The 14,339-nt window shown below is 44.1% G+C and carries 14 protein-coding genes; 10 read left to right on the forward strand and 4 right to left on the reverse strand.

The features are described 5' to 3' along the window. Positions 1-40 precede the first annotated feature (40 nt). The 5 genes from DEHRE_RS09515 (at position 41) to DEHRE_RS09535 (ending at position 4,455) form a co-directional block, all read left to right on the forward strand. Positions 41-271, forward strand: coding sequence for a DUF1659 domain-containing protein (locus tag DEHRE_RS09515; RefSeq protein WP_015045210.1), 231 nt, complete (start codon positions 41-43; stop codon positions 269-271). Between the two features lie 35 nt (positions 272-306). Beyond that, a complete protein-coding gene (locus DEHRE_RS09520; protein WP_015045211.1) occupies positions 307-543 on the forward strand; it encodes a DUF2922 domain-containing protein in 237 nt (78 codons plus the stop codon). A gap of 386 nt (positions 544-929) precedes the next feature. Further along, positions 930-2,354, forward strand: a complete 1,425-nt coding sequence (locus DEHRE_RS09525; RefSeq protein ID WP_025205885.1) for an HD-GYP domain-containing protein — start codon at positions 930-932, stop codon at positions 2,352-2,354. Positions 2,355-2,395: 41 nt separating this feature from the next. After that, positions 2,396-3,247, forward strand: a complete 852-nt coding sequence (locus DEHRE_RS09530) for a PIG-L deacetylase family protein (RefSeq protein WP_242836929.1) — start codon at positions 2,396-2,398, stop codon at positions 3,245-3,247. A 101-nt stretch (positions 3,248-3,348) separates the two neighbouring features. Then, positions 3,349-4,455 carry a heparan-alpha-glucosaminide N-acetyltransferase domain-containing protein gene (locus tag DEHRE_RS09535; RefSeq protein WP_025205886.1) on the forward strand — a complete coding sequence of 369 codons (1,107 nt, stop codon included), beginning with the start codon at positions 3,349-3,351 and terminating at the stop codon, positions 4,453-4,455. 50 nt (positions 4,456-4,505) lie between these two features. Here the strand turns inward: DEHRE_RS09535 and DEHRE_RS09540 are convergent, their stop codons facing one another. Next, positions 4,506-5,351: a Gmad2 immunoglobulin-like domain-containing protein gene (locus tag DEHRE_RS09540; protein ID WP_025205887.1), complete on the reverse strand. Its 846-nt coding sequence runs from the start codon at positions 5,349-5,351 to the stop codon at positions 4,506-4,508. 213 nt (positions 5,352-5,564) lie between these two features. On the opposite strand from DEHRE_RS09540, the gene DEHRE_RS09545 reads away from it, so the two are divergent. From DEHRE_RS09545 to DEHRE_RS09560, 4 genes are all read left to right on the forward strand, one after another. Next, positions 5,565-5,864 (forward strand): phasin family protein, encoded by a 300-nt coding sequence (locus DEHRE_RS09545; RefSeq protein ID WP_025205888.1) that lies wholly within the window; start codon positions 5,565-5,567, stop codon positions 5,862-5,864. Further along, the gene (locus tag DEHRE_RS09550) at positions 5,851-7,449 is read left to right on the forward strand and encodes an ABC1 kinase family protein (RefSeq protein WP_025205889.1); all 1,599 of its coding nucleotides are present in this window, start codon (positions 5,851-5,853) and stop codon (positions 7,447-7,449) included. Before DEHRE_RS09545 ends, DEHRE_RS09550 begins: the two co-directional genes overlap by 14 nt. Before the next feature lie 374 nt (positions 7,450-7,823). Beyond that, positions 7,824-8,480 (forward strand): SurA N-terminal domain-containing protein, encoded by a 657-nt coding sequence (locus DEHRE_RS09555; RefSeq protein WP_025205890.1) that lies wholly within the window; start codon positions 7,824-7,826, stop codon positions 8,478-8,480. 165 nt (positions 8,481-8,645) lie between these two features. Continuing rightward, positions 8,646-9,047, forward strand: a complete 402-nt coding sequence (locus tag DEHRE_RS09560) for a hypothetical protein (protein ID WP_144284046.1) — start codon at positions 8,646-8,648, stop codon at positions 9,045-9,047. Positions 9,048-9,309: 262 nt separating this feature from the next. On the opposite strand, the gene hgcB is transcribed toward DEHRE_RS09560, so the two are convergent. The 3 genes from hgcB to DEHRE_RS09575 form a co-directional block, all read right to left on the reverse strand. After that, on the reverse strand, positions 9,310-9,609 hold the full coding sequence (gene hgcB, locus DEHRE_RS09565; protein WP_025205892.1) for a mercury methylation ferredoxin HgcB: 300 nt from the start codon (positions 9,607-9,609) through the stop codon (positions 9,310-9,312). A gap of 15 nt (positions 9,610-9,624) precedes the next feature. Next, a complete protein-coding gene (hgcA, locus tag DEHRE_RS09570; protein ID WP_345787674.1) occupies positions 9,625-10,716 on the reverse strand; it encodes a mercury methylation corrinoid protein HgcA in 1,092 nt (363 codons plus the stop codon). A gap of 505 nt (positions 10,717-11,221) precedes the next feature. Beyond that, positions 11,222-12,559 carry a hemolysin family protein gene (locus DEHRE_RS09575; protein WP_038603282.1) on the reverse strand — a complete coding sequence of 446 codons (1,338 nt, stop codon included), beginning with the start codon at positions 12,557-12,559 and terminating at the stop codon, positions 11,222-11,224. A 270-nt stretch (positions 12,560-12,829) separates the two neighbouring features. Here DEHRE_RS09575 and DEHRE_RS09580 point away from each other — a divergent pair, with 270 nt between their 5' ends. Further along, positions 12,830-14,323 (forward strand): B12-binding domain-containing radical SAM protein, encoded by a 1,494-nt coding sequence (locus DEHRE_RS09580; RefSeq protein WP_015045220.1) that lies wholly within the window; start codon positions 12,830-12,832, stop codon positions 14,321-14,323. Positions 14,324-14,339 lie beyond the last annotated feature (16 nt).

Consider the following 14,339-nt stretch of genomic DNA (forward strand, 5'->3'; position numbering starts at 1 on the left):
AAGCCCGGCCTGTCAATCCTGAGGAAAGGAGCTGAGGGCAATGGCAGCGATAGCGGTCTCTCTAAATTCGATACTTGCTGCGCGCTACCAGACCGGGGGGACTACACCCGCCGGCGACCCGGAGATCAAAAAGAAAAGCATCAATTATGTGAAGCCTGATGCCGCGGTGCAGGACCTCTTCGATGTGATAACAGCCTTATACGGTCTGAGCCAGAATCCGGTATCGAATGTGCTGCTGCAGAAGAATTACGAATTGATTGACGAAGAATAAACACGCGCAAAATCTGCGGGAAAGGAGGTGAAAGCATGGCTATTGTAAACAATAAATTTGTCAGATTAACCTTCCTGACCGCCGGTGGTAAAACGTTTGCCATCACGGTGCCCAATCCAAGGGCAGATATGACCAAGGCTGAGGCTGAGGCCGTGATGGATATGATCATTGCCCGCAATATTTTTAATACGCCCAGCGGTGAGCTTAGCTTAAAGCGAGATATCAGGGCGTTTGATAACACCACCAACGATCTTTTCGATCCGGTGGTTTAAGCGCTAAAATAGGAGCTATCAAAAATACTGAAAACCGGTGAGCCAAAACGAAGTGAATTCTAACTGCGACAAGCGAAGGGCTGGGGATACCACCAGCCCTTCCTCATCAAACTTATCCCGACTTTTGATTTTCCCTCAAGCGGCTGTTGTGAGAATCATGTAAGTTAAAATCATACTAATTGTAAAACTTTTGAAATTCAAAAAATCATTCTGCATTTTTTTTATACACTGCATGCACTTCCAGGTCAATCGAAGCGAACTTGGTACCATTATGGAGTTTAAAATGATCCGACCAAAAAAATTACTAAATATTTGAAAAAATATTACGATATATTAGTTACAGCTTGTTTTTTCGTTTTAAACAGTTTTTATAGGAGATTAGGAGTATGAAACCAGATCAGGAATGGTTAAAAACGACGTTAGAATCGATCAGTGACGCTGTTATCTTGACGGATATTGAAGGCAATATACGATTATTAAGCCAGAAGGCCGAATTGCTTACCGGCTGGACGAGCGAAGAAGCACTTCACAAACCGCTGACTGAGGTATTTCAGCTTTTGAACGCAGACACCCATGAAGTGCTTGGCGGCAGCATGCTGAGTGTGCTTAAAACAGGCAAAAATGTTGTATTTGACAAAAATGCTGTCTTGCTCTCTAAAACGGGTGAAAAACGTCCGGTCAAGAGTAAGTCCAAACCGGTGAAGGACAAAGACAACTGCATCCAAGGTATCGTACTTGTATTTAAAGAACTGGCCAGGAAAAACAAAAAACTTGCCAAAGCTGAATTCTTAAGCTTTCACGATCCGCTTACGGGCTTATACAACCGTAAGTTTTTTGAGGAAGAATTTAAAAGACTGAATACGGAAAGAAATTTGCCGATCTCTCTGGCCATCATTGACATTGATTACCTGGACGAGGTAAAGAAATCCTTCGGCAATGCCGAAGGAGACAACCTAATCAAAAGAGTCGCTGAAATAATTAAACAGGAATGCCGTGTTGACGATATCGTTGCCAGAGTCAGTGAAAATGAATTTATGATCTTGCTGCCAAAGACTAACTCCAAACAGGCCGATATTCTTGTGAACCGGATTAATGACTTGGTTGATAAGGAAAAATTAGGCGCCCTGAACCTTCCTTTATCTTTCGGCTGTGAACCAACAAAGAAGAAAGAAAATGAAATTGCCCTCATCTATAAAGAAGCTGCAGAAAAAACTCCTCCGCTTAAGAGCACAGCCAAAAACCTACCGACCAATGTTTTGATCGAAATCATCATGGAAACTCTGTACCATAAGAACGATATGGAAGAAAAAGAATCCGCCCAAGTAAGTAAGTTTTGTGCCGAAATCGGTCAAACCCTGGAATTGAGCGAGAAAAACATTGAAAATCTTGAGATGTTCGGACTCATCAGAAACATTGGCAAGGTCAGCCTTGACAGCAGGATTCTTCACAAACCGGACAAGCTGACTGATTCCGAGATGGCGGAAATTAAGCGTCATCCGGAGCTCGGCCATGAAATCCTCAGCACAATGAATGAGTATGCGCATCTCTCGGATTACGTCCTGGCCCATCATGAACGATGGGACGGGAAGGGATATCCCAAGGGACTGAAAGGTGAGGAAATCCCATTGGAAGCCCGGATTGTTGCGATTGCTGATGCTTACAATGCGATGACCAGCAGCCGTCCATACCGAAAAGCCTTAGACGAGGAAACCGCTGCTGAAGAAATCCTAAAAAATGCTGGAACCCAGTTTGATCCTCATCTGGCCAAAGTATTTGTCGAGAAGGTGCTTGGGAAAGAACATATAAAATAGGTATCTGAATATCTATCTGATACAGGATGGGTTTGGGATCGATGAAAAAAAAACATTGGATACCGTTATTGATCATCTTTGTATTTATCACTCTTGCCGGGGTGAAGTGGACCCTGATAAACAGTGAAGCTAACCAAAATAATCCGTTGCCGAAGGCACCGGATTATTCTGGTGTTATTTCCGACAATCCTTCGACCCCGTCCGAGCCTTCAGCCGATACGTCGGTTTCTGATCAGGCGACTATCTTTTATGTCCCGCATCCGGATGATGAGGTTTTAAACATGGGAGCTACTGTCCTGGAAGCACAAAACCACTACCAGCCCATCGTCCTAGTGCTTTTGACCAAAGGTGCCGCAAGTGGCGCTTTTAAAGAAGTAAACGACCGGCTCGCGGCATATACCCTTCCACCTATCACGCTTGCTGAATTCACAGAAGCGCGCGTCCGGGATTTCTATGAATCAGCCAGATACCTCGGCATCCAGACGGATAATATTTATGTCTATGACCTTCCAGACGGTCAGGTGACTCCGGCCTCGGTCCGCGAGATTATCCTGACCTTTGAAGCCAAGTATCCACAAGCACTTCATCAAGCAATGTCCCCAAGCGATACCCACCCGGATCATGCCGCCTCGGGAACCGCACTTCATGAGCTTCAGAATGAGAACCTCGTATCCTCGTGCCGCTATATTATTTCCCGGCCGCTCTGGGACCTCAATCCAGCGGCAAATATAACGAGATCCGTCTCCCAGGAAAACATGATCCGATATCAGAACGCCCTGAATGCTTATTACGTCTGGAACCCGGATGCCGGACGCTACAGTACCGGTATCCTATCAACGAGCTACAATTTCGGCCTGGCCCAGAAAATTTTAGAAACCCACTGGACTCGGTAGCCAGTAATATCATTGACATGTAAATATATAATAGAAATATATAATTAAATATATAATAAAAATGTATTAAAAATTACTCATTTTGATTAAAGGATAACGCTATGAAAAGAATAACGAACCGGATTAAAGCCCTTGATTTTGCGCGGGCTCTGTCCGTACTGCTTTTGTTCCTGACCTTTGTTCCGGAAGGGCCTCTCTACGGGGCCTATATTACGCATGCTCCGTGGTTTGGTTATACCGCCATTGACTTTGCTTTTCCGGCCTTTGTGACACTTTCCGGAACCAGTATGGCGATTGTGTACCGCAAGCATGTGCCCTGGGTACGATTAATCAGAAGGTTTTTTGTGCTGCTTATCATTGGCCTGATTTTTAATTCCCTGGTATCCTGGGAATTTCAGCTTTCCGAGCTTCGCTTTACCGGAGTGCTTCAGGTTCTGGCTTTTACCGGAATTATGACAGCCCTGATCACCAGGGTATCTGGGAAATGGTTCTGGCCGTTCACTGCCGGACTACTTATTCTGGCTGCCTATCTTGGCATTCTCTTATATACAAGTCAATCTTTTCCGGGCAGTTTGCCCTCGCCGGACCATAATTTATCCGGAATGACTGATCCGTTTATTTTCACAAAGAGCCATCTTTATGTTCACGGCGATGCCGGATATGATCCGGAAGGAATATGTACACTTTTTTCCGCAATTGCCAGCACGCTTTTCGGTTATACGGCAGGTTTGTTTTTGAACAATAAAAACATTGGCCGAAATTTCTTGAAAATCCTGGCTCTGGCTGCTGTTCTTCTGCTACTTACCCCGCTGCTGTCCAACTTTATCCCAATAGGTAAACGACTCTGGACGCCGTCCTTTGTGACGCTGTCATCCGGTGCCACCATTCTTGTTTTGGCCTTTGCCCACTTGATCTGGGACCCGCAGATCCCGGTTATTAGGAAGCTCATGGCACCTTTCTACTGGCTGTTTGAGGCGATCGGCCGCAATGCGATCCTCCTGTATTTTGGTTCTTCGATGGTATTCTCCGCTATACATCATATGATCCTGAAAATGAATGGGAATACTCTCTCGGTTTTTGAATTTTCTTATAACTGGGTGAAATTCTGGAGTAGCAACCCTCAGCTTGGCTTTATTGCGATTTATACTGGACTCTGGGTCCTGCTAGCTGCCTTGCTGCACTGGCGTAAGCTTTATCTTACGGTGTGACTAATCCCTGCTTAACCGGTTTTGTATTTTAATAAGAAAACTTAATCCGATCACCATTTGACAGGAATAATGACCTTATTCAGATCGCTTCCGTCCTTCATGCTGGCCTCGAATACTTCGAGCTGACCGCTTCCTGCTGCCGACGGCGTAAATGTCAGCGAGGCTTCAAAATCGCCTCGTCCTGGTGCCCCTGCTGCCGCCATTGTGTTACCTTCTGCCAGAATATTACCTTGTACATCCCTTAAGCGGTAGCTTACGACAGCTTCAAAGACCCGGGCATTGCCGGTGATCTTTAACGGGCTCGCTATGGTTTGTCCGTCCACAGGAGCCGTAACCCAGATCGCCGGTTCATAAACTGAGCTGAGATCCCTGGCAAAGGGTTGATTATAAAGACCAACGTGGCCCCACCAGTCCATGCCGTTTTCAGCCTTGCCGTTTACGGTGAACTGAACTTTTTTAATAGTCGGAAACTCCGTCAGTGTATTGACAATGCTGGCAATTCCAAGTGTTTCGCCGCTGGCACCAACGTTCGCATGCAGCACCTCTTCGGAAAAATCAATGGTTGCCAAACCGTTCTTGATATTAACTTCCAAAATTTTCGTGTCGGCGGGAAGTACCTTAAATGCGCCTGTCGTTACAGGGGTACCGTTAATTAGCTCCTCGAGAGCTGCCCGGGCAACACCTGTACTTTTCGGAATCTCATGCACCTCTCTAACCAGGTACATTTCATTATTACTATCCTTCAGATAATAGACCGCTACTTTCATCGTTTCAACAGCAGGGGGTTCAGGCTCCGGCGAAGGCTCCGGAGTTGGTCCTGTCTGGGACTGACACCCTGACAGGCTCACTAAAGCCAAAAACATGAATGAAACGAAAAGATTCCTGATCACTTTCATCGCGTATTTGCCTCCTTGTCGTTATTCTCGAGTAGCTTGCGGTTACTGAGGGTTGAAATATGGCTTTAGTCATATCTTAACACAAAATCCCAGAGCAATGAATATCTGAAAATCAATTAATCCAAAGATTAGGCATAAGTAAACATTTTACATTTTCTATATATTTTATACCTATTTTTAGATATACTAAAAGCATAAAGGGGGTTGTTAAAGTTGAATGCAAGCGATGAAATGAAAAAAGTCTTTCTTGCGGGAATTGGAGCGATAGCGACAACGGCCGAAAAAGCCAAGGAAGTCATTGACTCGTTCATTGAAAAAGGTGAGCTTACCGTCGAACAAGGCAAAGTCATCAATGAGGAATTAAAACGCAACCTTTCTGAAAATCTGCATCATCATTCTTCCGCCCGTCACATGGAGGATCTTCTGCAAAAGGTTAACACGCTGAATGAAGAAGAGCTCTCTGTGCTCAAACAAAAGCTCGCAGAGATGGAGAAAAAGAATGACCCAAACTGAGGTCAAACTATCATCCGCAGCCCGCTTGAAGGAAATGGTCACTGCGCTGAAACGCCATGGAATCATCCACGGCGTTTCTCCAGTCAAGCTAAAATTCATCCTTGAAGACCTCGGCCCGACGTATGTCAAGCTCGGTCAGATTATGTCTATGCGCACAGATATGCTCCCGAAGAGTTACTGCGATGAACTGGCCGAGCTGCGAACCGATGTGAAACCGATGATTTATGAAGAAGTGCTTCAGGTCATCGCCTCGGAATACGGTTTCTCCGCAGAGGAAGCTTTTCAGGAAATTGACCCTGTGTGCATCGGCTCGGCATCGATTGCGCAGGTGCATAAAGCCGTGCTGAAAGACGGCAAAATCGTCGTGCTCAAGGTACAACGCCCCGGAATTTATCAAACGATGGAACGGGATATCCAACTGCTGAAAAAAGCAATCTCGCTGATCAAAGTCTTAAACATCAATGTCGGAGATATCGACTTTAGAATGTTTATCGATGAAATGTGGGCGACTGCCCAGCAGGAAATGAACTTTATTGCCGAAGCAAACTACATCAAAGAATTTACCGACCTGAATGCAAGCGTGAATTATATCTCTTTTCCGCTGATCGAACGTCAGCTGTGCACCCCAAGAGTACTTGTTATGGAATACATCGACGGTGTTCAAATCGATGATCTTGATAAACTTCATGCACTTGGCTACGATCTAAATGAGATCGGGATAAAACTCGCCGAAAACTATGTCAAACAGATTGTCGATGACGGCTTGTTTCATGCGGATCCGCATCCGGGAAATATCTTTATCCGAGACGGGAAAATCGTCTGGCTCGATTTAGGGATGGTTGGAAAAATCAATAATCATGACCGGCTGCTGTTGAAAAAAATCATCCTGGCTATCGTCCAACATGATATTGAAGGATTAAAAGAAGTATTTCTATTACTCGATACGATCAAAGGTAAGGTAAACCACACCAGGCTCTATGAAGACATTGAAAGCCTGTTGGAGCGCTATGGTGATTTGGATCTGTCTGAGCTGCATTTTGGCCAGATCATGGAAGAAGTCAAGAAAGTTCTGGATTTCCATCAGATATCCCTGCCGACAGGCTTCACGATACTCGGGCGCGGAGTCCTTACGATCGAGGGAGTACTCGCCGTATGCTGCCCGAAAGTCAACTTCATTCAAATTATGGCCAACCACGTTTCCGGAAAACTCCTAAGTGAGTTGGATGCAAGACAGGAATTGGTTTCTGCGGGGCTTTCTCTGTACGGTTTTACCAAAAACAGTCTTGAATTGCCGGTTCAGTTCGCCAACATCCTCAAAATGGCAATGAGAGGACAGGCCAAGATCAATATTGATCTGTCCAGCGCCGATGAACCCGTACGTCAGGCCGACATGATTATGGACAAGCTCGTCTTGAGCATTCTCAGTGCGGCCTTCCTGATCGGGGCCAGTCTGGTCTGTATGACGAGCATCACGCCCCGGCTACTTGGGATTCCGGTCATCAGCCTGATTGGCTATCTGATCGCACTTCTGATGGCAGGATGGCTGACCACCAAGATCATTCGCAACAGACAAAAGAGAAGATAAGCTTAATTTTTATAGCAAGGACAGTTACTCATATTTTAAAGAGCATAAGTAAAACGTTATCGTTTGGCGTTTTACTTTTTGTTCACTAAATGGGTCTTTCGCGAAGGTTAAACTTTACAATGGTTTATTATTACTTTTTCAACTTACAAACCATTATATCGAAAATTAGACCTAAATGAGTTATCGTCAATCACAGTAGCCAATTATTTCAAATTAAATACATTATTTTATTTTTTAAGCATATATAACCTATTATTTTCCATATTATTACATATTTTGATAAAGGGATCTAATTATTAATGTGGAATTTATTGTATAAGATCAGTGGCCACTGACTAAACAATTAAAAAACACAAAATTATTGGAGGTCAAAAATGACTATAAGTAAATTCAAAAAGATTGTATCACTACTTCTGGTAGTAACCTTCTTAATTACCACATCATCTACTGTATTTGCCGCATCAAATATTGATGTATCTTCTGTTAAATCTACAAATATATCGAAAGCTGATTATGACAAGGCTATTAATACCATTGAAACCAAATATTTAATCGTAAATGAAGATGGTACTTTCTCAATTGATCCAGCAGCGAAAAAAGTTATAGACAATCAAATATTGAATGATTTGATAAGCGGTATGAATGGTATCAATACAATGATAGAAAAAGGAGACCTTTATACTGATAAATCATCTTCTGATCCAGTGGTAAAAAGAACAAAAAATAAGATGTCAATAATGACGGCAACGGTAACTTATATCTACCATTGGTATGGTTTTGATGCTATTGAAAATGCAGAAATGGCAGCAAGACAACAGTTAGTATTTGAACAAGCAGCAAATAATGCAGCTCTTCTTGCCATTCCACTTGGAATGGCCTGGACACCATCTTTGCTTGCATCAGGTTTACAAATTTGGATTATATCTACTTGGGCAAATACATGTGCTCAAGGTGCTCTTGCTAATGGTGTCATTGTGTTCTGTTTTGGTTCTCCATCAGCTCCCTTAATTTATTCAGTTCAACTAAGATAAGAAGCAAATTATGGTTTTTTAACATTAGCAATCACAGGTAAAATCCTGTGATTGCTAATTGATATATTCTTCTAGAAAGGGTGTTTTAAGTTGAATTATAGTATAATAGCATTTTTAATATTATTAAATATTGGAATTATTGTTTTTTTCTGCGTTAGAAAGAGAATGGTCGGTAATATTTTGGAGAAAACGTCTTCATCAAAAAACAGATTTCTTTACTTGATGGCAGGATTATTTTTTGTTTTTGCGTTAGGAATTAGACAATTATATTTTTATATTTCTCTAAAAGGAAATCTATCTAATTTAGAGACAGAATTAGTCATAACCTTTATGTCAACTGGGGTATTTTTCATAATTATGTTTTTTACTTCAAAAGTTTATTTTGGTTCAAAGGGTGTCTTTGTTCCTACGATACCTTTTTTTATACCGAGATATCAAATTACTAATTACTCCGTATCTTCAAGTACTCTCATTATAGAAAGAAAAGAGAAAAAAACCTTTAGGCTTAAAATTGAACCTAAGGATGTTAATAAAATTGAATCTGCTATAGCTTTATTAAATAATTGATTATCTCTACCGAAGTTGTGACGAATAAACGTCATCAGACTGGTGAGAATGACAGATAGACGCTGCCCATCGCACAGCCAATACGCTGCAACAGAAACTCCTTGAACCCGCGCTAGAAGCTCCTCTTCGGACATTACAGCTAATTAAATTACACTGCCTGTGATGGCCTGGTCGGTCAGCAGAATTCCGAGCTCACGCCACGATCGCAGAGGCTGTGACGGCATGATCACCTATAATCAAAATCCTCTTCCCCTCTTGTCAATCAGCAGCATCCCCCGCTGCTGCCTCCGGAACAGTCGCAGCTTGGTTCTGTCCCTGTAAGCCACCCTGTGATAACGGCTGAAGCGCAGCCCACACCGGACTTCACATCGATCGCCTCAAACGGACAATTGCGGGCGCAAGCGCCGCATTCCATGCAGAGATCTATATCCAGTATCTCTGCTTTTTTGCATTTTAAACCCAGGACCTGATGCGGACAGACCTCGAGACATCTTCCGCAGCCGGTGCATTTTTCCGTCTTAAGCGTAAGCGTCGAAACATTTTTCAAATAGCGGTGCTTCATATATCGGCCTCCCCCTCACATCCTGAATAAGGCGTTCAGTAAAATGAGCGTAACTCCAACGCCGATGGTAACCACAATAGTCGGAACAGCGGTTTTCATCTCCTTCATAACGCCGGAAAATGAAGTATACGTTGATGCTCCTGTAAAATTCATGGCATAGAATGCAGAAATTGACGGAAGAACGAGCAGATACCCTAATGCCCTCAGCCAGCTGTAGGAAAGCTCTCCCGGCCAGCCGTTCAGCACATTCACTGCTGCCGCCCAAAGCAAACCCAGGAGCCATCCCTTCCAGGCAAACGCTTTTCCAGGAATCCACGGCAACAAAACCGGGGTCAGGACACAGCCCACAATCAGCGCCCCGGCATAGGCATAAAAGTCGGTGATTCCAAAAGCTCCTGGCCGGATCAGATTCAAGATAAATAAAATGCCTAAAATCATCAAGGACATCTTAAATGTACCGGTAAGTTCCATCGGCGTAAGTACCAACCGGTCATACGCTGTAAACTTCACGGTTCGCATTTCGGCTGTCGCTTTCCTTCCGGAAGCGACAAATTCACGGATATCCCAAGCTCTGACCGGACCATACACGACGTTGAAACCGGTTTGTTTGTGGACTTGATGCGCACTTACCCCAGGAGCGCCGAGCTGCGGCAGAAGCAATGTCCTGTGGGACACAATCTGGGAAAGTCTGGTCTTCCCGATCCGACTGCTGAGCTCTGCCGTTCCGAATGTCCCTTTGCCTGCCGCGCACCAGACATTAATGCCTTTGGTGTCAAGCACCAGGATCCAGGCCTGGAGTCCGGCCAGCTCCTTACGAAGGGCATCAAAGGTCATTTTGTAATTAGCCGTTACCAGAACCTCGGAATGTTCATCCGGATTGCCGACAGCATAAAGTCCGGGATTGATTTTATAATTCATCCGGTTGATGCCCCAACGGGCTTTCCATCCGCCCAGGATATCCAAAGCTGTTAAGTTCGTCGAAATCTGAGGCACCAGCCCTGCTGGTGTTTTTATTTCACCTGTAATCCAGCCGCATTCCGTGTCATAAACGGTTACAGACCCTGCTAAACTGTCATCCCCGCAGCAGCATGACTGCGGGTCAAATATCTTAAGCTCTGCCTTGTTATTAGCATTTTGATTATTCTGATTCGGATCAAAACTTATTTCTCCCAAATATAACACCTCCAAAAGGTTTGGCAGGATAAAAGAAGCCAATTCCTAACAAGCATATGATTCGTATAGCGTTCAATTCTCTGCTCAAATAATTCATGCAAGGTTGATTACCCCAAATTAGGTCTGGGGGTCACAATTCCAGCGTTAAGCGGAGCATGGAGGCGGAGCGCGGCTGTTTGCGTCAAGGAGGACGCAACAGCCGAAAGCGGAATTGTGGCACACAGACCAACCAGGGAGTCTAAGGCAAATTTCAAGAATGTTTTATTAGTCTGCGTGTCACAGTTCCGCGACAAGCGGAGCCTGGATGGCGAAGCGCGGCCTTTTGCGTCAAGGAGGACGCAACGGCCGAAAGTGGTACTGTGGCACGCAGACCGACCCGTAATTATTTATCCTCCGGTTTTTTCTAACATTACAAAACGCGGTACTATGAACCTAAGCGTTATAGCCTGCACACCTTCACTTTGGCAATCCTTTTTTCATCCACTTCCTCAACCTTAAACATCAAACTGTTGAATTCTAAGGAAGACTTATCATCTCTTCCGGGGATTCTTCCGAGCTGTCCAACCAGAAAACCGCTTAGGGTCTCATATTCTTCAATCGGCAGTTCTACGTCGAGATAATCTTGGACCGCATCAAGGCTCGTCGCCCCGTTAATCATATAGGTATTTTCATCGATTTTTTCAAATTCCAGTTCGATTTCATCATCCTCGTCAAAGATGTTGCCGACAATTTCCTCAATAAGATCCTCCAGCGTCACAATACCAGCCGTCCCGCCATATTCGTCTATGATAACAGCCAAATGTGTCTTGTTCTGCTGAAGTTCTTTGAATAATTCATCAGTACGTTTCGAATCCGGTACATAATAGGGTTTCCGGACAACGTCCCGCAGATGAAATGTCTCCGAATTGCTGTTGTTCGTTAAATACTGGAAAAGGTATTTGGATTGCAGCACCCCGACAATATTGTCGATATTCTCTTCATAGACGGGTATCCTGGAATACTTCTCATGATTGATAAAGGCAATGACTTCACTTAAGCTTGCTTCAATCGGCAGCGCCGCAATATCCGTGCGATGTGTCATGACTTCGGAAACCGTTTTATTGTTAAATTCAAAAATATTGTTAATCATCAGTTTTTCTGTTTCATGGATGGCACCTTTTTCCTCACCGACATCAACCATCATGCGGATTTCTTCTTCCGTGACCTGCTCGTTCTCCGCATTGGGATCTACCCCGAAAAGCCTTACAAACACGTTCATTGATGCCGTAAGCATTTTAACGAACGGTGAGGCAATTTTCGACAGGATATACAGCGGGTTTGCGGCAAACCAAGCAATCTTTTCAGCTTTATTCATCGCAATTCTTTTCGGCACGAGCTCTCCGAGCACCAGCGTGAAGTAGGATAAAATAATGGTAATTAGAATAACGGCTATAGTCTTCAGCAAGGATGCTGAAACGGGGGCCCCGAGCTTAATCAGCAGTGAAACCAGCGGATCGGAAAAATTTTCTGAAGCAAACGCACTGGCCAGAAAGCCTGCCAGCGTTATCCCAATCTGGATCGTCGCAAGAAATTTGCTCGGCTCACCCAGCAAATTGGTTAAAATTCTGGCCTTCTTGTCGCCATCTTCCGCCATCATTCTGATTTTATTGTCATTCAGGGAGATCAAAGCAATCTCCGAGGCAGCGAAAAAGGCATTGAGCGCAATCAGCACGACTAAAAACAAAATCCCGGTAATCAATGATTGTTCCTCCTGATAATAATAAAAAGGCAGAATCATTCCTTATACAGGATTGTCAAAGCCTTTTACCAAATCCTATTAATAAGTCATTTGAAATAATACTACTTCGTATATCTCCGGCATTTTCCTCCATATCTTACTCTCTCCCTTTCTTGATTCTACATCTATTTTAATTTACCCGATGATAAATTGCAATGTCCTGTGTTGTTCTGCAGAAATCAGCGAATAAACCAGAAACGAATTGAGCAAGTAAAAAATGGATATGCTAGAATTGGCTGTGCCAGTCAATAGAACAGGAAGGGCAAATCTATGAAAATTTTACTTGTTTACCCGCAAATACCGCTGACTTATTGGAGTTTCCAGTACGCGTTAAAGTTCATATCCAAGAAAGCTGGATCTCCGCCCCTGGGGCTACTTTCCGTAGCTGCTATGCTGCCGGAGCATTATGATAAGCGTCTTGTGGATATGAATGTAACGAAACTCAAGGATCGGGATATTTTATGGGCCGATTATGTCTGGATCAGCGCGATGGTCGTCCAGAAAGAATCTGTCAGGGAAGTTATTAACCGCTGTCATGCCCTCGGAGTCAAAACGACTGCAGGCGGTCCCCTCTTTACTTCCGAACCTGAGGAGTATGATGATGTAGATTATCTCGTCCTGAATGAAGGGGAGAACACTGTACCTGCCTTTGTGCGTGACCTTGAGAACGGATCGGCAGCGCACATTTACACAACGGAAGAATGGGCGGATATCAGAAATACCCCTGTGCCTTTGTGGGACCTTATCGATATGAAACACTACGCAACAATGAATATTCAATATTCACGCGGATGCCCATTCCATTGCGATTTCTGCAACATTACATCTTTATACGGTCACGAGCCCCGTACCAAGACCTCTCCGCAGCTCCTGTCAGAATTGGATTCCCTTTATCGGGCCGGATGGCGCGGAGGCATCTTCCTGGTCGATGATAATTTTATCGGCAACAAAAAAAAATTAAAGGATGATATCCTGCCTGCGTTGATCAGCTGGATGAAACAAAGAAATTATCCGTTTACGTTTATCACAGAGGCCTCAATCAATCTGGCTGATGATGACAGCCTTATGAATCTGATGGTCAAGGCGGGGTTTATGACTGTATTTATCGGAATTGAAACCATGGATGAAGACAGCCTGGTTGAGTGCAATAAAATTCAGAATAAAAACCGCGATCTGATTGCGTGTGTCAAAAAAATTCAGAAATTCGGCCTTCAGGTTCAGGGCGGCTTTATTGTCGGGTTCGACAACGACAATGCCTCTATTTTTGACAAACTGGTAACCTTTATTCAGGAAAGCGGGATCGTTACCGCGATGGTCGGGCTGCTGAATGCGCCGAAAGGAACGAAACTATATCAGCGTCTGGCAGCGGAAGGCCGACTGTTAAAAAGCATCAGCGGCGACAACACCGACTTTTCGATGAACTTCATACCAAAAATGGAAAGCCGCCTGTTGATCAAAGGCTATCAAAGAATTGTCGATACGATCTACTCGCCAAGAAAATATTATGAGCGGGTCCTGACATTTTTAGAGCAGTACGAACCTGCTGGATTTACGGCTCAGCGGATCGACCGTTGTCAGGTGCTCGCGTTTATCAGATCGGTATTCCGTTTGGGAATTATCGGCCAGGAAAGACGATACTACTGGAAACTGATCATTTGGTCTCTGCGGAAACGCCGTAATGTATTTCCGCTGGCAGTAACCCTGTCCATATACGGTTTTCATTTCCGAAAAGTATTCCGCCGGACTGAGGAAATATTAAAATAATTCTACTTGGGTGGAG

The organism is Dehalobacter restrictus DSM 9455 (assembly GCF_000512895.1).
GTDB lineage: Bacteria > Bacillota > Desulfitobacteriia > Desulfitobacteriales > Syntrophobotulaceae > Dehalobacter > Dehalobacter restrictus.